At 59.9% G+C, this 17,347-nt stretch carries 13 protein-coding genes; 4 read left to right on the top strand and 9 right to left on the bottom strand.

Annotated elements, in window-relative coordinates; genetic code table 11:
• Window positions 1–269 precede the first annotated feature (269 nt).
• A complete protein-coding gene (locus tag ACFWXH_RS02715) occupies window positions 270–584 on the top strand; it encodes a YMGG-like glycine zipper-containing protein (protein WP_379117292.1) in 315 nt (104 codons plus the stop codon).
• A 126-nt stretch (window positions 585–710) separates the two neighbouring features.
• Here ACFWXH_RS02715 and ACFWXH_RS02710 read toward each other — a convergent pair whose 3' ends face one another.
• The 4 genes from ACFWXH_RS02710 to ACFWXH_RS02695 form a co-directional block, all read right to left on the bottom strand.
• Window positions 711–2,330 carry an ABC transporter ATP-binding protein gene (locus ACFWXH_RS02710; RefSeq protein WP_379117290.1) on the bottom strand — a complete coding sequence of 540 codons (1,620 nt, stop codon included), beginning with the start codon at window positions 2,328–2,330 and terminating at the stop codon, window positions 711–713.
• Window position 2,331: 1 nt separating this feature from the next.
• Window positions 2,332–3,459, bottom strand: a complete 1,128-nt coding sequence (locus tag ACFWXH_RS02705; protein ID WP_379117288.1) for an ABC transporter permease — start codon at window positions 3,457–3,459, stop codon at window positions 2,332–2,334.
• Window positions 3,452–4,375 carry an ABC transporter permease subunit gene (locus tag ACFWXH_RS02700; protein WP_379117286.1) on the bottom strand — a complete coding sequence of 308 codons (924 nt, stop codon included), beginning with the start codon at window positions 4,373–4,375 and terminating at the stop codon, window positions 3,452–3,454. The genes ACFWXH_RS02705 and ACFWXH_RS02700 overlap by 8 nt, the downstream gene beginning before the upstream one ends.
• 65 nt (window positions 4,376–4,440) lie before the next feature.
• A complete protein-coding gene (locus tag ACFWXH_RS02695; protein WP_379117284.1) occupies window positions 4,441–6,036 on the bottom strand; it encodes a peptide ABC transporter substrate-binding protein in 1,596 nt (531 codons plus the stop codon).
• A gap of 378 nt (window positions 6,037–6,414) precedes the next feature.
• On the opposite strand from ACFWXH_RS02695, the gene ACFWXH_RS02690 reads away from it, so the two are divergent.
• Together ACFWXH_RS02690 and ACFWXH_RS02685 are read left to right on the top strand one after the other, a co-directional pair.
• Window positions 6,415–6,876, top strand: a complete 462-nt coding sequence (locus ACFWXH_RS02690; RefSeq protein ID WP_379117282.1) for a TadE family protein — start codon at window positions 6,415–6,417, stop codon at window positions 6,874–6,876.
• On the top strand, window positions 6,876–8,654 hold the full coding sequence (locus ACFWXH_RS02685) for a pilus assembly protein TadG-related protein (RefSeq protein WP_379117280.1): 1,779 nt from the start codon (window positions 6,876–6,878) through the stop codon (window positions 8,652–8,654). The genes ACFWXH_RS02690 and ACFWXH_RS02685 overlap by 1 nt, the downstream gene beginning before the upstream one ends.
• Window positions 8,655–8,722: 68 nt before the next feature.
• Here the strand turns inward: ACFWXH_RS02685 and ACFWXH_RS02680 are convergent, their stop codons facing one another.
• Window positions 8,723–10,351, bottom strand: coding sequence for an alpha-glucosidase family protein (locus tag ACFWXH_RS02680; protein WP_379117278.1), 1,629 nt, complete (start codon window positions 10,349–10,351; stop codon window positions 8,723–8,725).
• A complete protein-coding gene (gene glgX, locus ACFWXH_RS02675; RefSeq protein WP_379117275.1) occupies window positions 10,348–12,342 on the bottom strand; it encodes a glycogen debranching protein GlgX in 1,995 nt (664 codons plus the stop codon). The genes ACFWXH_RS02680 and glgX overlap by 4 nt, the downstream gene beginning before the upstream one ends.
• 159 nt (window positions 12,343–12,501) lie before the next feature.
• Between glgX and ACFWXH_RS02670 the strand changes: the two genes are divergently transcribed.
• Window positions 12,502–12,942: an SRPBCC family protein gene (locus ACFWXH_RS02670; RefSeq protein WP_379117273.1), complete on the top strand. Its 441-nt coding sequence runs from the start codon at window positions 12,502–12,504 to the stop codon at window positions 12,940–12,942.
• A 53-nt stretch (window positions 12,943–12,995) separates the two neighbouring features.
• Here the strand turns inward: ACFWXH_RS02670 and ACFWXH_RS02665 are convergent, their stop codons facing one another.
• The 3 genes from ACFWXH_RS02665 to glgC are packed head-to-tail and all read right to left on the bottom strand — an operon-like array spanning window position 12,996 to window position 17,342.
• Complete coding sequence (locus ACFWXH_RS02665; RefSeq protein WP_379117271.1) at window positions 12,996–14,624, bottom strand: alpha-D-glucose phosphate-specific phosphoglucomutase; 1,629 nt, start codon at window positions 14,622–14,624, stop codon at window positions 12,996–12,998.
• Between the two features lie 3 nt (window positions 14,625–14,627).
• Window positions 14,628–16,073 carry a glycogen synthase GlgA gene (glgA, locus tag ACFWXH_RS02660; protein WP_379117269.1) on the bottom strand — a complete coding sequence of 482 codons (1,446 nt, stop codon included), beginning with the start codon at window positions 16,071–16,073 and terminating at the stop codon, window positions 14,628–14,630.
• Window positions 16,074–16,076: 3 nt separating this feature from the next.
• Window positions 16,077–17,342, bottom strand: a complete 1,266-nt coding sequence (glgC, locus tag ACFWXH_RS02655; RefSeq protein WP_379117267.1) for a glucose-1-phosphate adenylyltransferase — start codon at window positions 17,340–17,342, stop codon at window positions 16,077–16,079.
• Window positions 17,343–17,347 lie beyond the last annotated feature (5 nt).

Below are 17,347 nucleotides of genomic sequence, written 5' to 3'. Positions count from 1 at the left end.
ATAGATTGTGCGCTGTTGTTTTCTCGGTCAATCACTCGCGGTCAGACTCCAATTTTAATCGTAGCTCTCGAAAACGCGCAGATTACGAATTTTATTCTTGTAGAACAAAGGTCGTACGTCGACCGTTCTCGAAGCACCAGCCCTCCCCGTTTCCAGCCGCGGACTTCGATCACGTTCCATTGCCGCCGGTCACGACATGATTTCCTGCCCCCGTTCCGCCGCAATGGCCTATCAGGGCAACGGTGGGGCTTCACGGAGAGGATTTTTCGATGCGACTTCATACATCCATCGCGGCCATTCTCATGGCAGTCGCGCTCGCGGGCTGCGAAACGTCTGAACAAGGCCAGCGAGCCGGAACGGGTGCCCTAGTCGGCGGCGCCGGCGGTGCATTGGTTGGCCAGGCGATCGGCCGAGACACCAAGAGCACATTGATCGGAGCTGGCGCCGGTGCGCTGCTGGGCGCGGCCGTGGGCAGCGCGACGACGCCAAAGCGCCGCGGCGAAGAGATGTGCCGTTACCAGGATCGCTATGGCCGGGTTTACACCGCACCTTGCGACGAGCGGTATTACAACGGCGATTACTGAGGCCGATCTTTTGAAGCCAGGCGGCCCCTGCTTTGACTTGGCATGAGGCTGCCCTCCGCAACAGAAAAAGCCCCGGTTCCATCAGGAACCGGGGCTTTTTCCTATCGGCTAGCCGCCAGGATTGCGTCAGGCACTTGCCCTGAAGCGGGTCGAGTCGATTGCCGCAGCCATCAGCGTCTGCGTATACTTCTCGCGTGGGTGATCGAAGATTGCATCCGTTGGCCCTTCCTCGACGATCTTGCCCTGTTTCATGACGATGATGTAGTCAGCCATCGCCCGCACCACCGCAAGGTCGTGGCTGATGAACAGGTAGGACAGGTCGTGACCGGCCTGCAGTTTGCGCAGCAATTCCACGATTTGCTTCTGCACCGAACGATCAAGCGCCGAGGTCGGCTCGTCCAGCACCACCACTTTGGGCTTCAGGATCATGGCTCGGGCGATTGCGATCCGCTGGCGCTGGCCGCCTGAAAATTCATGCGGATAGCGGTTGCGCATCACCGGATCGAGACCCACCTCCTTCAACGCCTCTATCGCACGCTTGTCTCGTTCCTTGGAGGACAGTGCGGGCTCATGCACCAGAAGCCCCTCGGTGATGATCTGGCCGACAGTCATGCGTGGCGACAGCGAACCGAAGGGATCCTGGAACACCAGCTGCAATTCGCGGCGCAGCGGCCGCATTGCCCGTTTGTCGGCACCGGAAATGTCGTTGTCACCGAAGCGGATCTGCCCGTCGCTCGGCAAGAGCCGTAGCAGAGCACGTCCGAGCGTCGACTTACCAGAACCGGATTCACCGACGATGCCGATGGTCTGGTTGCGTTTGAGACGAATGGAAATGTCGTCGACAGCACGCAGGATGACAGGATCGCCGGCAAGGAACCCACCGCCGATCTTGAAGGTGACCTCGACCTTGCGCCCTTCCAGGAGAACCGGAGCATCGGGCGCCGGTGGAGCCTTGTGGCCTGTTGGCTCTGCCGCCAGCAGCATCTTGGTATAAGGGTGCTGAGGGTTGGCAAAGAGCATCGTCGCCTCGCCTTCTTCCACCACCTCGCCGGAGCGCATCACATAGACGCGGTCGGCGAAGCGGCGCACGATGCCCAGATCATGGGTAATGAAGACGATGGCCATGCCGAGCTTCTTCTGCAGTTCGGCCAGCAACACCAGGATCTGGGCCTGGATGGTGACATCCAGCGCCGTCGTCGGCTCGTCGGCAATCAGTATATCCGGATCGTTGGCGAGCGCCATTGCGATCATGACGCGTTGACGCTGGCCGCCCGACATCTCGTGCGGATAGGACTTCAACCGCCGCTCGGGATCGGGAATGTGGACGAGGCGCAAGAGCTTCAGTGCCTCCTCGCGCGCTGCCTCCGCGCTCAAACCACGATGCCGTCGGATCGGCTCCATCAGTTGGTTGCCGATCGTGTAAAGCGGGTCGAGCGAGGTCATCGGCTCCTGGAAGATCATGCTGATCTTGCGGCCACGTACCTTGTTGAGTTCGCGCTTGCTCATGGCGAGCAGATTCGAGCCTCGATAGTCGACAGCGCCGGTCGCTTCGCCATTGGAGGCAAGCAGTCCCATCGCAGCCATCATGGTCTGGCTTTTGCCGGAGCCCGATTCACCGACGACGGCGACTGTCTCGCCAGCTTTCACGTTGATGTTGATGCCCTTCACGGCCTCCACCGCACCATCGAGCGTATGGAAACGAACCTTGAGGTCGCGAACATTGAGGACGGTTTCTGCAGCAGCCATCTCAACGATCCTTCGGATCAAGCGCATCGCGCAGGCCATCACCGACGAAGTTCAGGGCGAACAATGTCGAAACGAGGAAGAAGGCGGGGAACAAAAGCAGCCAATTGGCGGTGCCGATGTTCTTGGCGCCTGCGGAGATGAGCACCCCCCAACTGGTCATCGGCTCTTGCACGCCCAGCCCCAGGAAAGACAGGAAGCTTTCCAAGATGATGACCTGCGGTACCAGCAACGTCATGTAGATGACGACCGGTCCGAGCAGATTGGGAATGACATGGCGCAGCAGGATACCGCGCTGGCCAACTCCAAGCGCCTCTGCCGCCTGCACATATTCCTGCCGGCGGATGGATAGCGCCTGGCCGCGCACGATGCGAGCCATGTCCAGCCACAACACCGCGCCGACCGCCAAGAACATCAGCACGAAGTTTCGTCCGAAGAACACCACCAGCATGATGACGAAGAAGATGAAGGGCAGCGAATAAAGCACATCGACGATGCGCATCATCACTTCGTCGACCTTGCCGCCCGCAAAACCTGCCGTGGCACCGTAGAGCACGCCGATGACGACGGCGACGACGCCGGCGAGCAGGCCGATGGCCAGCGAAATGCGCCCCGCCACCAGCGTTCGGGACAACAGATCACGGCCGATATTGTCCGTTCCGAAGAAGAAGTACGCCTGCCGCACCGTCGTGCCGATGACGAGTTCGTTGCCTTCCGGAGACTTGCTCAGGACCTGCGCGCCGTCGAACGTATCGGAACGGTCGAGATAGCGCAGATACCGTTCATCGATCGGCTTGGACGACGTCAGCGTGATGGTGAGGTTGCCACCATCCTGTTTCACGTCCTTGACGTCGACACGCATCCGCCGGACCACGTCGTCCAGCGCCGTCTTGATCATTTCCTCCTTCGGATAGGCGGAAAAGCTGGGCGGCGTGCGCACATAGTCGGAATAGATCGTTGTGTACTGGTGCGGCACGAACCATGGACCGACGATGCAGACAAGCCCCATCAGGATGAGATAGCAGAGGCTGATCATGGCGGCACGATTAGCTTTCAACCGTGCCCAGGCATCACCCCAAAGCGAACGACCTGCGACCGTTGGGGGAGCGGAGGCGGCTGCGATCTCAGTCATAGCGCACCCTCGGGTCAACCACGGCGTAGAGAATATCGACGATCAGGTTGAAGAGGATCGTGAAGATAGCGATCACCACCACAGTGCCCATCACCAACGTGTAGTCGCGGTTGAGTGCGGCATCGACGAAGTAGCGGCCCACGCCGGGGATCGAGAAGATCGTTTCCACGACAATGGAGCCGGTGAGCAATGCCGCCGCGGCAGGTCCAGCATACGAGACAATCGGCAGAAGCGCGCCGCGCAAGGCGTGCTTGACCACCACCGACCAATCGGAAAGACCAAGCGCACGTGCCGTTCGAATGTGATGCGATCGCAAGGATTCGATCATCGAGCCGCGCATCAGGCGCGCCACGATGGCGATCTGAGGCAAGGCCAGCGTGAGTACCGGGCCAATTTTGTTGATCAAGGCGCCATCACCCCAGCCCCCGATGGGTAGCAGCTTCCAGCTCAGCCCAAAGACAAGCTGGATCAAAGGCGCGATGACGAAGGTCGGGATGGTGGATCCGGCTGTTGCAACCGCGATGACGGCATAGTCGCCGGGCTTGTTCTGGTTGAGCGCGGCCACCACACCGAGGATGGAGCCCAGGATCAGTGCCAGGATCAAAGCAGAAGCGCCGAGCTGAACCGAGATCGGCAGGCCCTTCCAGAACAGCTCGCCCACAGTGAAATCAGGCAGATTGTAGCTCGGCCCGAAACTGCCGTGCAGCAAGTTGTTGAGATAGTTCAGATATTGTTTCCAGAGCGGATCATTAAGACCGAACTGAGCCTCGAGATTGGCCTTGATGATGGGACTCAGGCCGCGCTCCTGGTTGAAAGGGCCTCCGGGTGCCACCCGGATCAGGAAGAACGCCAGCGTAACGATCACGAATAGCGTTGGGATGGCGGTCAAAAGCCGCCGGAAGACATAAATCAACATTGTCGCCAGACCTCACCAGCGAGAGAAAACCGCCGCCTCCCGTCGGAGACGGCGGCCCACTCAGATTATTGGTCTTTGCTGATGAAGCGCGAAGGATGCACGTCCATGACGTTGTCTTCAAAACCGTGCAACTTCGGGGAGACGATGTTGTGGAAGCTGTAGTAGAGCAGCGGAATCTGACCAACTTCGTCGATCAGAACACGCTCGGCTTCACTGAGCAGCTTCATACGTTCTTCCGGATTGCCGCCGGCGGCGGCAGCCTTGTTCATGGCTTCTTCGAATTTCGGGCTGTTGTAGCTCGAATAGTTGTTGCCGCTGTCCTTGCGCGTGATGCCCAGGAAGGTTTCCGGATCCTGGTAATCGGCGATCCAGGCGGCGCGGGCAACGTCGTAGTTGCCCTTCTGCTCGAGGAAGCCGTAGTGGGTCTTGGTGTCGGTGTTGAGCAGCGTCACCTCGATGCCCAGCGGTTTCAACTGTTCCTGGATGGCGACCGCCGTGTTCTTGTGGTTTTCGGAGGTGTTGTAGCGGATTTCCATTTTCAACGGGTTGCTCGGACCGTAGCCAAGCTTCTCCAGAACCTTCTTGGCTTCGTCCTCCCGGTCAATCTGCGACTTTTCCGCGAACGTGGCCATGGCGGGCGTGTAGCCCTTGATGCCGGGAGGCACCATCGAATAGCCGGGGAACATTGAATTGTTCCAGACCTTCTCGGCCAGGAAGTCGCGGTCGATGGCCTCGGAAACGGCGTTGCGCAATTCCACATTGTCCCAAGGCTTCTTGTCGGTCTTGATCGCGTAATAATAGGTGCCGAGATAAGGCGCGACGCGGATCTGATCGCCGAACTTCGCCTTGAGGTCAGGCAACTGCTCGGTCGGCAGGTCGTCGTAGCTGTCCATCTCGCCGGCTTCGAAGCGCTTCATCGCCGAGGAGCGGTCTTCGGTCGGGATGAAGTTGACCACATCGATCTTGACGTTGGCGGCATCGTGGAATTTCGGGTTCTTGACCATCTTGATGTGGTCGTTCGGCACCCATTCGGCCAGCGTGTAGGCGCCGTTGGAAACCAGCTTGCCCGGCTTCACCCATTCCGCACCGAGCTTCTCGATCGAAGCCTTGTTGACCGGATAGGCCGCCTGGTGTGTCAGCATTTCAAGGAAATAGGGCGTTGGCGCGTTCAGCTTGACCTCGAGGGTCAGCGGATCGACGGCCTTGATGCCCATCTCTTCGGGCTTGGCCTTGCCCTTGTTGACGTCTTCGGCCTTGACAACCGGATACAACATCGAGGCGTATTCAGCGCCGGTCGCCGGGTCTTCCAGACGATGGAAGGCATAGACGAAATCATCCGCCGTCACCGGGCTGCCGTCGGACCAGACAGCGTCCTTGCGCAGCTTGAAAGTGTAGGTCTTGCCGTCGTCGGAGATCGTCCAGCTTTCCGCGGCACCCGGGATGAGATCGGCCTTGGCGTCCTGCATGACCAGGCCTTCGAACAGATCGCGCAGCACGTGGGCTTCATAGACAGTCGACGTCTTATGCGGGTCGACCGTTTCCGGCTCCGCGGCGCTACCGCGATTATAGACCACTTCGGCGAAGGCCGCCGAATGGAAGGCGCCGCTCGCCAAAGCGAGCGTAGAGGCGAACACCGTCGCCTTCAGCATGGTTTTCAGCATGGAATCAATTCTCCCTTTCTCATGCGGACCGGCTTTGCCTGGCCCGCGGGACGTTGACGCCCGCAGGCCGTTCACCGACCTCTCCTGGGGCGAGCCGCGGTTCCCTCTCCGCAGCAGATGGGGAGACACTAACGCCGCGAATTTTTATTTCAACACACCTTAAACCTTCCCCAACGTCATCCGTCAGGGATAGTTGTGCAGATGTTTCGAAAGATTAATAAAATCAAATACGTAACCCATAGCTAACCATTATTTGGCTTATCGTTGCAAAAACCCAGCTTGTTTGACACTCGCCTAAAATATTAATGTGACATTAAGCAACCCCCGGTTACTTTCGAATGTACTTTTGTAGGCTTTTCTTTTTAGGCGGGAGAAAGCATGCATAGTATACGAGGAAGCTCAACTTTCCCTATCTACTCGAAAATTTCGAGATGGAAAGATAATGACGACGGAACTTCGGCAATTGAATTTGCTTTGCTTGCGCCGCTGTTCATTCTCTTTTTGCTCGGAATGGTTGCATACGGCATTTATTTTGGTGCCAGCCATTCCGTCCAGCAGATCGCGGCGGATGCAGCCCGCACCGCGGTCGCCGGGCTGAACCAGACCGAGCGTCAGTCGCTCGTTACCACGTTCCTGGCCAACAACGCGGCCGGCTATCCGTTTGTCGATGCCAGCAAACTTACGGTGGTCGCCAAGGACAGCACTGCCGACGGCAGTCAGTTCGTGGTCTCCGTCACCTATGATGCGCGCAACCTGCCGATCTGGAATCTCCTGTCCGGTCTGCCGTTGCCAGGCACCAACATCGCGCGCCAATCCACGATCCGCGTCGGAGGCATATGATGCGCATCCTTTCCAGCTTGATCGCTGTGAGCCGGCGTTTCCTGCCGGACCGCAGCGCGAACTTTGCTGTCATGACGGCATTGTGCACGCCGGTAGCGCTGGCGCTCATGGCAGTCGCGATCGATGAGGGCTCGCTTTATACCGAGCGGCGCGAAACACAATCGATCACTGACCTTGCCGCGATTGCTGCCGGCTCCAATATCGCCAAGGCCGAGCAGGCTGTGCTGAATACGTTGAACGACAATGGATTGACTGGCTCCACTGTCGGCACCGGAGCGCCGACGCCCGGCAAGCCGGTAGCGAATGTCATACGCGGTCGCTACACGCCGACGGCGGCCGTCGGCCAGCGCTTTCAGGCTGGCGAGCAACCCTACAACGCGGTTTCCGTTTCGGTGCGCAGGATCGGAACGATGTATTTCGGCACTGCCTTTATGAGCGCCCCCACAATCGGGACCACCGCAATTGCCTCCACTACGCCACAAGCCGCATTTTCGATCGGCTCGAGGCTGGCTTCTGTGGACACCAGCAAGAGCCCGTTGCTTAACACGCTGCTCGGCAAGCTGCTTGGTACCAATGTTGCGCTGAATGCAATGGATTACAATTCGCTGCTTGCCGCCGACGTGAATGTTCTGTCGTTTCTCGACCAACTCGCTATCAAGCTCAACCTCACCGGCGTCAGCTATTCGGACGTTCTGAGCACCAAAGTCACCATCGGACAGATCCTTGGTGCGTTGGCCAGCGTACCGGGGCTGGATTCGCGCAGTCAGCTTGCGCTGAAAACGCTTGCGGCGGGCGCAACCAATTTAATCGAGATACCGCTCAAGACGCTTGTCGACCTTGGCAATGTCGGGCGCCTCGGCATCGGCCAACGCCCCGCAGGCCTGACCGTCGATGCCGGCGTGTTCGACCTGATCTCGGCCGCGGCCGAATTGGCAAACGGCGGCAAACAGATCGATCTCGCTACGCTCGTCAATATTCCCAACGTGTTGAGCATCTCTGTTCTTCTTGCAGTCGGTGAACCCCCTCAATCAAGCCCCTGGTTCAGAGTTGGACAAAAGGGCTCAGTGGTACGCACCGCCCAGACGCGGCTTAAACTGGTCGTCAAGCTTCTTCCGCCCTCTAACGAGATCGACACGGGTGTTACCCTCGTGGGAAGCAGCAAGTCGGTGATCACCCTGCCTGTCCATGTCGAACTTGCCTATGCCGAGGCAACCCTTACCGACATCAACTGCCCCACAGGACAGCCATCAAGCCGCACAGTCGCGATCGCAGCGCGGCCCGGTATTGGTAAAGTTAAGATCGCTGAGACCGATGGAACGGGGTTCGCCGACTTTACAAAGCCGCAGAGCTTCACCCCCACTCCGCTTGTCGACCTCAGCATCAAACTGTTGTTCATCCAGCTCGGCGTTTTAAAGGTAAATGCTTACGCGAATATCGATATAGGAAACACAATAACAACACCGCTAAGCTTCAACAACAACGATATAACCCTAAAGATAGCAAAGAATGTAAAATCCACAAATTTCACGAATTCAGCAACCTCTTCACTGCTTGGAAATCTGAGTCTTAGTGCAAGTGCCCTAGGGCTTGATCTAGGAGCGATAACAAACCTCCTTACCGGAACAGTTCTCCCGGCACTTGTTCCTGTATTGCAGTTGGTAACCACGCCACTGGACAACCTACTCGCAGGATTGCTCTCGTCCCTCGGCATAGGTCTCGGCGAAGCCGATGTCCGCGTCACCGGTGCCAGTTGCGGACAATCGGTTCTTGTGCAGTAGACGCGCTTCTTCGCCGACACGCGACAACAGGCGGAAGACCTGAAGAAGTTTTCCGCCTGTTGTTTTGATCAGGCCAGCTTACCGAGAAACGCACCTAACGGCGTCAGCGACATGCCCCCCTCGACGAGCACCAGCGGCACTCCCGCAAAATTTAGCACCTCGCCGATTTCGATTCCGCTCGGCAACGGCCAGACAGTGCTCGCATGAGCAAAGTTGAAGACACATAACAGTGTCTCGCCTGCCACTTCTCTCACGAAGGCGAGCACATCGCCCTCCGTATCAAGGAAACAGATCGAGCCTGTCGCTAGTATCGGATGCTCTCGCCGCAACGCCAACACCGCGCGATACACGGCAAGCACGCTGGCATCGCTGCCGTTCTGGACATCAACGGCGCGAGCGCGATGCTCATCCGGCACGGGGAGCCACGGCTTTGCTGTTGAAAAGCCGGCATTCTCGGAACCAGCCTCCCAAGGCATCGGCGTACGGCAGCCGTCGCGTCCCTTGAAACCTGGCCAGAAGCGGATGCCGTAGGGATCGCGCAGATCCTCAAAGGCAAGCTCAGCCTCGGTCAGTCCAAGCTCCTCGCCCTGGTAGAGACAGATGGAGCCGCGCAGGCAGGCGATCAATCGGATGGCGAATTTCGCCACCGCGTCGGCGTCGCCGCCGGGAGGCGTCCAGCGGCTGACATGACGAACGACATCGTGGTTGGAAAAAGCCCAGCAGGCCCACCCCTCCGGTGCGGCGGCCTCAAACGCTTCAACGCAGCCGCGCACATGCGCAGCCGAAAAGGCCTGCCCCAGAAGATCGAAGGTGTAGCACATGTTGAGGCGGTCTCTGCCCGACGTATAGGCCGCCATGGTCTGCAGCGAGCGGCCCTCATCACCCACTTCACCAACCACGGCACGGTCGCCATATTCATCGATCAAGCCTCTGAAACGCTTCAGGAATTCGAGATTTTCCGGCCGCGTCTTGTCGAACAGATGCTCCTGGAAAAGATAGGGATTGGTTTCGGTCAGCGTGCCGGCAAGGCTTGCCGGCAAGGGCGGATTGGAACGGAGCCAGCGATCGTGAACATAATAGTTCACCGTATCGAGGCGAAAGCCGTCGACGCCGCGCTCCAGCCAGAACCGCACGCTGTCCAGAAGCGCATCCTGCACCGCCGGGTTGTGAAAGTTGAGATCCGGCTGCGCAGCGAGGAAATTGTGCATGTAGTACTGCCGCCGCGTCGCGTCCCATTCCCAGGCCGGGCCGCCAAACACCGACAGCCAGTTGTTGGGAGGCGAGCCATCCGGCCTTGCATCGGCCCAGACGTACCAGTCCGCCTTTTCGTTGTCGCGGCTGGAACGGCTTTCCTGGAACCAATCGTGCCGATCGGACGTGTGCGACAGCACCTGATCGATGATCACCTTCAGCCCCAGCCGGTGCGCTTCGGCCAGCAGCGCGTCGAAATCGTCCAATAAGCCGAAGATGGAGTCGACGGCCCGGTAATCGGAGACATCGTAGCCCATATCGGCCATCGGCGACTTGAAGAACGGTGAGAGCCAGATTGCGTCAACGCCGAGCGAGGCGACATGGGCGAGCCGCGCCGTAACGCCCCTGAGGTCCCCGCTGCCGTCGCCAGTCGTATCCTGAAAGGATCGAGGATAGATCTGGTAAATAACGCAGCCGCGCCACCATTCGGTTCCGGGATTGGTCATCTCGCCTCTCCTGCGTCCGCCTCGCGTTCGATCATGAACGCCACTGCCCTGCCCTCGACCAGACGCCGGCCCTCGGAAGATGCGTCCTGATCAAGGGCACCGAACCAATGATAGCCGTCGCGCAGCGGCAACACGAATGTCGACGATCGCCGGTCGCCATTGACCAAAACAGCGAGCCGGCCGGCACCAGCCATACTGGCCAAAACCATCGTTAAACGGCGCCGGTCGGGATCATTCCAGGCCGTTTCGTCCATCGGCAGCCCGGTTTCCGTCATCCAGGCGACGTCGGCCGAACCGCCGCCATCGCGCGGCTGTCCGGTCAGGAACGTCGTATCACGCAGCGCAGACGAGTTGCGGCGCAAGGCCGACAGCGCGGCGACATAGTCTTCCAGAGCTTCGTCACGTTCGTCCCAATCCAGCCAAGTGAGCGCGTTGTCCTGCGCATAGGCGTTGTTGTTGCCACATTGGCTGCGGCCGAATTCGTCGCCGGCGGTCAACATGATGGCGCCGCGTGAGGCAAACAGCGTTGCCAGCAACGCCCGCTGATCGCCCACGCGTTCACCCACAATACGAGGTTCGGCGCTTTCGCCCTCGACACCGTGGTTCCACGACAGATTCTCGTCGTGGCCATCACGGTTATCCTCGCCGTTCGCTTCATTGTGTTTTTTCTCGTAACGCACGAGGTCGGCGAGCGTCATGCCGTCGTGGGCGGCGATGAAGTTGACGCTGCGGCTTTGCTGTTCATCTGCGAAGATATCCGAAGAACCAGCCAGACGTGTCGCCAACCGCCCGACCATACCACTATCGCCGCGCCAGAACCGGCGGACGTCGTCGCGATATTTGTCGTTCCATTCGAGAAACGGGGAACCGAACTGTCCGAGTTGATAGCCTCCCGGACCGATGTCCCACGGCTCGGCAATCAGGATACGGCTTGAGAGAACCGGATCGATGCGCATGGCGGCGAGCAGTTGCGCGTTTGCGTCGAAACCTTCGCCGTCACGCCCCAGCACTGGGGCAAGGTCGAAACGGAAGCCGTCGACGCCCGCTTGACGCACGAAGTGACGCAGGCTGGCAAGCACCAGATCGCGCACTGCCGGATGGTCGCAGGCAAGCGTGTTGCCTGTGCCGGTGTCGTTGACCAGCCGACCGTCGGGTTCGTGGCGGTAGTAGGCAAGGTTGTCCAGGCCGCGCAATGACAGTGTCGGGCCGTGTTCGTCACTCTCGCCGGTATGATTGAAGACCAGATCGAGGATCACGCCGATGCCTGCCTTGCGCAAGGCATCGGTGGCCGCGCGCAGATCAGCGATGCCTCCAGGTGCCAAATAGGGGTCCAGCGCCATGAAGGTGACAGGGTTGTAGCCCCAGGCGTTGGTCAGACCAAGCGGCGGCAGATGGCGTTCATCGATCTTGGCAGTAATCGGCATCAGTTCGACAGCAGAAACGCCGATTTTCTTCAGGTGATCGATGACGGCGGGATGGGAGAGCGCGCGCAGGGTACCGCGATCCTTCTTCGGCACATCGGGGTGGCGCATGGAGAAGGCCCGCACAGGCAGCTCGTAGATCAGTCCGCCCGGCTGGAACAGCAGCGGCGCTACCGGCGACGCTTCGGACGAGGCAGTAACAACCGCCTTGGGCATCAACGACGCTGTATCGCCGCCCTCGCCGCGTCGCGCGCCAAGCCTGGCATCGTAGATGTAAGGGCGATCGATCGCGACGGCGTATGGATCGACCAGGAGCTTATCCGGATCGAACGAAAGGCCTCGTGCAGGATTGTAGTCGCCATCGGCCCGGTAGCCATAGCGCATGCCCGCCCTGACGTCCTTCACGTGCAGTTGGAAAACACCGTCCTCTCCGCGCGCCATCGGCAGGCGCTTGATCTCGCGATCATTGGCATCGAAGAGGCAGAGTTCGATCTTGCCGGCACGGCTGGACCAGACCGCAAATTCGGTGCCTGATTTGTCGGGCCGTGCTCCGAGTGTGGCGGGGGCCATGCGCTCCTGCAATGAATTCGGTGTTGTCTGCGACTCTCTGGCAGGCAACAATAGCAAGCTTGCCACAAGGCGAAACCGTGCGTTTGATCACCCTGTTTCAGAAAGTCGATACCAGCAGTTCACCAGAATTTCCCACCGGCAACTGATGAGGAGTAAGTCGTGCCCTACACCATCCGCTTGCACCGTGTCCTGAAAGCTCCGCCTGAAAAAGTCTATCGCGCCTTCCTCGATGCCAATGCCCTGTGCCGTTGGCTTCCGCCTTACGGTTTCCTATGCAGCGTCGAACATATCGACGCCAAGGTTGGCGGAACATTCCGCATGGCGTTCAAGAACTATACGACCGGCAACGCGCATTCTTTCGGCGGCGAATTTCTGGAACTCGAGCCCAATCGCAAACTCGTCTACACTGACCGCTTCGACGATCCGAACCTTGCCGGAGAGATCACGGTTACGGTCGAACTCACCGAAGTATTTTGCGGCACCGATCTCAAGATCGTGCAAGCCGGTGTGCCGGATGTGATCCCGGAAGCCGGCTGCTATCTCGGCTGGCAGGATTCGCTGCTGCAGCTCGCCAACCTGGTCGAGCCCAACATTCCCTAGCCATAACTCCGCCCTGTGGGAGCGAGAATACCGCTCCCGCAGGGCGAGAAGGCTCAGGTGATCACACTTGGCTTGTCGCGACCGGTATGGCGCCTGATGCCGGCAATGTCGTCGGCGGCAGCGATGAGATCGGCCAACGCCTCCTGCGTATCGAGACCGTGCTTGGACTGATCCGGCTCGTAGCGTTCGATATAGACCCGCAGCGTCGCTCCCGATGTGCCGGTGCCGGAGAGCCGCAGCACCACGCGCGAGCCGCCCTCGAACAGGATGCGGATGCCCTGTTTCTGGCTGACGGAACCGTCGACCGGATCGTGATAAGAGAAGTCATCGGCCGCGGCGATCTTCAGGCCTCGCACAGCTGTTCCCGGAAGCGAGCCCAGCTTGGCGCGCAGCTCGTCGACCAGCGCATTGGCGCGGGCGCTGTCGACCTCTTCGTAGTCGTGACGGGAATAATAGTTGCGACCATATTCCGCCCAGTGTTTGGTGACGATCTCCATGGCGCTTTCTCCCCGCGCAGCCAGGATCGACAGCCACAACAGAACGGCCCATAGGCCATCTTTCTCACGCACATGGTTGGAACCGGTGCCGGCACTCTCCTCGCCGCAGATCGTGGCCATGCCGGCATCGAGCAGATTGCCGAAGAACTTCCAGCCGGTCGGCGTCTCGTAGATGCCGATGCCAAGCTTCTCGGCCACGCGGTCAGCCGCGCCGCTGGTCGGCATGGAACGCGCTATGCCTTTGAGACCGTCCTTGTAGCCTGGCGCCAGATGCGCGTTGGCTGCCAGCATGGCAACGGAATCCGACGGCGTGACGAAAATGCCCTTGCCGATAATCAGATTGCGGTCGCCATCGCCATCGGACGCCGCACCGAAATCCGGCGCGTCCGGCCCCATCATCTCGTCGTAGAGATGTTTGGCGTGGACAAGATTCGGATCGGGATGATGGCCGCCGAAATCCGGCAGCGGCTTGAAATTACGGCAGGTTCCAGCAGCTGCGCCGAGCCGGTTTTCCAGGATTTCCTTGGCATATGGACCGGTCACCGCATGCATGGCATCGAAGCGCATGCGAAAGCCGGATTTGAACAGTTTGCGCAACGCATCGAAGTCGAACAGCGCTTCCATCAGTTCGGCATAGTCGGCAACGGAATCGATCACCTCCACCGTCATGTCGCCCGCCTTCACCGTGCCGATCGTGTCGAGATCGACGGGTGCGATCTCGGCGATCTTGTATTCGGTGATTGACTTGGTGCGCGCATACATGGCGTCGGTCAGCTTTTCGGGTGCCGGGCCACCGTTCTCGGCATTGTACTTGATGCCGAAATCCTCATGCGGACCACCGGGATTGTGCGACGCCGACAGGATGATGCCGCCGAAGGCCTTGTATTTGCGAATGACGTTGGAAGCGGCCGGCGTCGAGAGAATGCCGCCATGCCCGACCATGACCTTGCCGAAACCGTTGGCTGCGGCAATGGCGATCACCTTCTGCGCCACCTCGCGATTGTAGAAACGGCCATCACCGCCCAGCACGAGCGTCTTGCCCCGGAAGCCATCCAGCGAGTCGAAAATCGACTGGACGAAATTCTCGACATAGTTCTCCTGTTGAAACACCGGCACCTTCTTGCGCAGGCCCGAAGTACCGGGCTTTTGATCGTCAAAGGGCTTGGTGGCGACGGTACGGATCATCGTTCAGGCAACCTTCCTTGCAAGCAGCGAGCGATAGAGCTCGACATATTTCCCGGCACTGCGGTCCCAGGACACATCAGCCTTCATGCCTTGCCGCTGGATTGAGGTCCAGACGCCGGCGTTACCGTGCGCCTGCATCAACCGATGAACAGCGTGCAGCAACGCGTCGCCGCTGTTGGCGGCGAACTGGAACCCCGTGGCCACGCCGGCGGCCACCGCCGCCTCATTGGCGTCGATGATCGTGTCGGCTAGTCCGCCGGTGCGCGCCACCATCGGAACACAGCCGTAACGCAGACCATAGAGCTGGGTCAGGCCGCACGGCTCGAAGCGCGAAGGAATGATGATGGCATCACAGCCGCCTTGCATGGTGTGCGACAGTGCCTCGTCATAGCCGATCACTGTACCGATGCGGCCACGATGGCGAGCGGCGGCGGCCAGCAACGCGCCTTCGAGGCCCGGGTCGCCGGAGCCCAGTACGGCGAGCCTTGCACCGGCGGCGACAATGCCGTCGGCCATGGCAGCGAGAATGTCGATACCCTTTTGCCAGGTGAGACGGCTGACCACACAGATGATCGGGCTATCGTCCTTGGCGAGATTGAAGCGCTCTTCAACCGCGGCGCGGTTTGCTGCGCGCTTGTTTAGGGTCTCCGCCGCATAGGTCGACACCAGATGTTTGTCGGTAGCGGGATTCCAGATGTCGACATCGATGCCGTTGACGATTCCATGGAGATCGGCCGCTCGCAGATTGATCAGCCCATCCAGTCCCATGCCGAATTCAGGGACACGGATTTCCTGTGCGTAGGTCGGGCTGACGGTGGTGATCGCCCAGGCGGCCTGCAGGCCAGCTTTCAGGTAGCCGACACCGCCATAATATTCGACGCCGTCCAGGCTCATGGCTTCCGCCGGCAATCCAAGCTCGCCGAAGACGCCCGCGCCGAACTGGCCCTGAAAGGCGAGATTGTGCACGGTTATCAGCGATGGCGTACGGGTCGCTTTGCCGTAGCGCATATAGGCCAACGTCATCGCAGCCTGCCAGTCATGCGCATGCACGATATCCGGTTCGTAGCCGTTGATGACACCGCCGGCGATGTCACCACCGACACGGCTCAACGCGGCGAAGCGGCGCCAGTTGTCCTGCCAGTCACGACCATTGCTGTCGCCATAGGGCCCGCCAACCCGATCGAAAAGGTGGGGGGCGTCGAGCACAAGGAGATCGAGCCCGTCGACTTGCGCTGCCTGGACAGTGGCCTTGCCGCCATACAGCGCCTGATAGGTTGCCGCCGTCTTTTTTTTCTTCAGCGCGTCCATCACCACCGGATAGCCCGGCACGAGGGAGCGCATGGCCACGCCCTTGTCGGCCAGCGCAACCGGCAGGGCGCCGGCAACGTCGGCCAGCCCGCCGGTCTTGACCAGCGGAAATATCTCCGGCGTGACGGACAGAACCTGCATGCGTTACGTTCCCAACCTGTCGATCATGTCCTGCGTTATCAGAACAATGCCCCGTTCCGAAACCCGGAAACGCTTGCGATCGAGGTCCTGATCCTCGCCGACAATGAGTCCCTCAGGAATGTGCACCCCATGGTCGATGACGACATTGGTCAGTCGCGCATTGCGGCCGACATGACAGTCCGGCAGCATGACGACGTGGTCGAGGCTGGAATAGGAATTGATGCGCGCGCCGGTGAAGATCAGGCTGCGCTTGAGCGAAGCGCCCGACACGATGCAGTCACCCGATACCAGAGACGAAACCGCCATGCCGCGCCGTCCCTCGTCGTCGTGCACGAACTTCGCCGGCGGCTTCAGTTCCGCATAGGTCCAGATCGGCCAGTCGCGATCGTAAAGGTCGAGCTCGGGCGTGATGTCGGTCAGATCGATATTGGCTTCCCAATAAGCGTCGATGGTGCCGACATCGCGCCAATAAGGTCCAGCCTCTGCCGTCGAACGCACGCATGACTTGGCGAAGCGGTGCGCGACGGCCTTTCCGTGCTCCACGATGTAGGGGATGATGTCCTTGCCGAAATCGCGGCTGGACTCCGGCTCGGCGGCGTCGCGGCGCAGCTGTTCCATCAGGAACTTGGTTTTGAAGACGTAGATACCCATCGAGGCCAGCGCGTAGTCCGGCTTGTCGGGGATGCCGGGCGGGTCGGCCGGCTTCTCGATGAAGGAGATGATGTTGTCCTTGGTGTCGACATGCATGACGCCGAAGCCGGTCGCCTCCATGCGAGGCACTTCGAGACAACCCACCGTGACGTCGGCACCGGCATCGACATGCTGGCGCAGCATCAGTTCGTAGTCCATCTTGTAGATGTGGTCGCCAGCCAGGATCACCATGTATTCCGGCCCATAAGCCTCGATGATGTCGATATTCTGGTAGACGGCATCGGCCGTGCCTTCGTACCACTGCGTTTCCGAAACGCGCTGGCTGGCTGGCAGGATATCGAAACTCTCGTTTCGCTCCGGCCTCAAGAAGTTCCAGCCGCGCTGCAGGTGACGGATCAGCGAGTGGGCCTTGTATTGGGTGGCCACGCCCAGGCGGCGGATGCCAGAGTTCAAGGCGTTGGAAAGCGCGAAGTCGATGATGCGGGTCTTGCCCCCGAAATAGACCGCAGGTTTGGCGCGCCTGTCGGTCAACTCCTTGAGGCGACTGCCACGTCCGCCGGCCAGTACGTAGGCCATCGCGTCGCGTGCCAGCGGTTGTGTCCGTTTGAAGTCCGCCATTCTCA

Source organism: Mesorhizobium sp. NPDC059054, from assembly GCF_042739215.1.
In the GTDB taxonomy this organism is placed as follows: Bacteria; Pseudomonadota; Alphaproteobacteria; order Rhizobiales; family Rhizobiaceae; genus Mesorhizobium.
The sequence above is the reverse complement of the archived record's forward strand: the minus strand, read 5'-3'. Positions and strand labels throughout refer to the sequence as shown.

Coding starts and splice junctions, on each gene's coding strand:
- ACFWXH_RS02665 (WP_379117271.1), bottom strand. CDS start 14,624: ATGATCCGTACCGTCGCCACCAAGCCCTTTGACGATCAAAAGCCCGGT.
- glgA (WP_379117269.1), bottom strand. CDS start 16,073: ATGCAGGTTCTGTCCGTCACGCCGGAGATATTTCCGCTGGTCAAGACC.
- ACFWXH_RS02695 (WP_379117284.1), bottom strand. CDS start 6,036: ATGCTGAAAACCATGCTGAAGGCGACGGTGTTCGCCTCTACGCTCGCT.
- glgC (WP_379117267.1), bottom strand. CDS start 17,342: ATGGCGGACTTCAAACGGACACAACCGCTGGCACGCGACGCGATGGCC.
- ACFWXH_RS02705 (WP_379117288.1), bottom strand. CDS start 3,459: ATGACTGAGATCGCAGCCGCCTCCGCTCCCCCAACGGTCGCAGGTCGT.
- ACFWXH_RS02710 (WP_379117290.1), bottom strand. CDS start 2,330: ATGGCTGCTGCAGAAACCGTCCTCAATGTTCGCGACCTCAAGGTTCGT.
- ACFWXH_RS02700 (WP_379117286.1), bottom strand. CDS start 4,375: ATGTTGATTTATGTCTTCCGGCGGCTTTTGACCGCCATCCCAACGCTA.
- ACFWXH_RS02715 (WP_379117292.1), top strand. CDS start 270: ATGCGACTTCATACATCCATCGCGGCCATTCTCATGGCAGTCGCGCTC.
- ACFWXH_RS02680 (WP_379117278.1), bottom strand. CDS start 10,351: ATGACCAATCCCGGAACCGAATGGTGGCGCGGCTGCGTTATTTACCAG.
- glgX (WP_379117275.1), bottom strand. CDS start 12,342: ATGGCCCCCGCCACACTCGGAGCACGGCCCGACAAATCAGGCACCGAA.
- ACFWXH_RS02685 (WP_379117280.1), top strand. CDS start 6,876: ATGCGCATCCTTTCCAGCTTGATCGCTGTGAGCCGGCGTTTCCTGCCG.
- ACFWXH_RS02690 (WP_379117282.1), top strand. CDS start 6,415: ATGCATAGTATACGAGGAAGCTCAACTTTCCCTATCTACTCGAAAATT.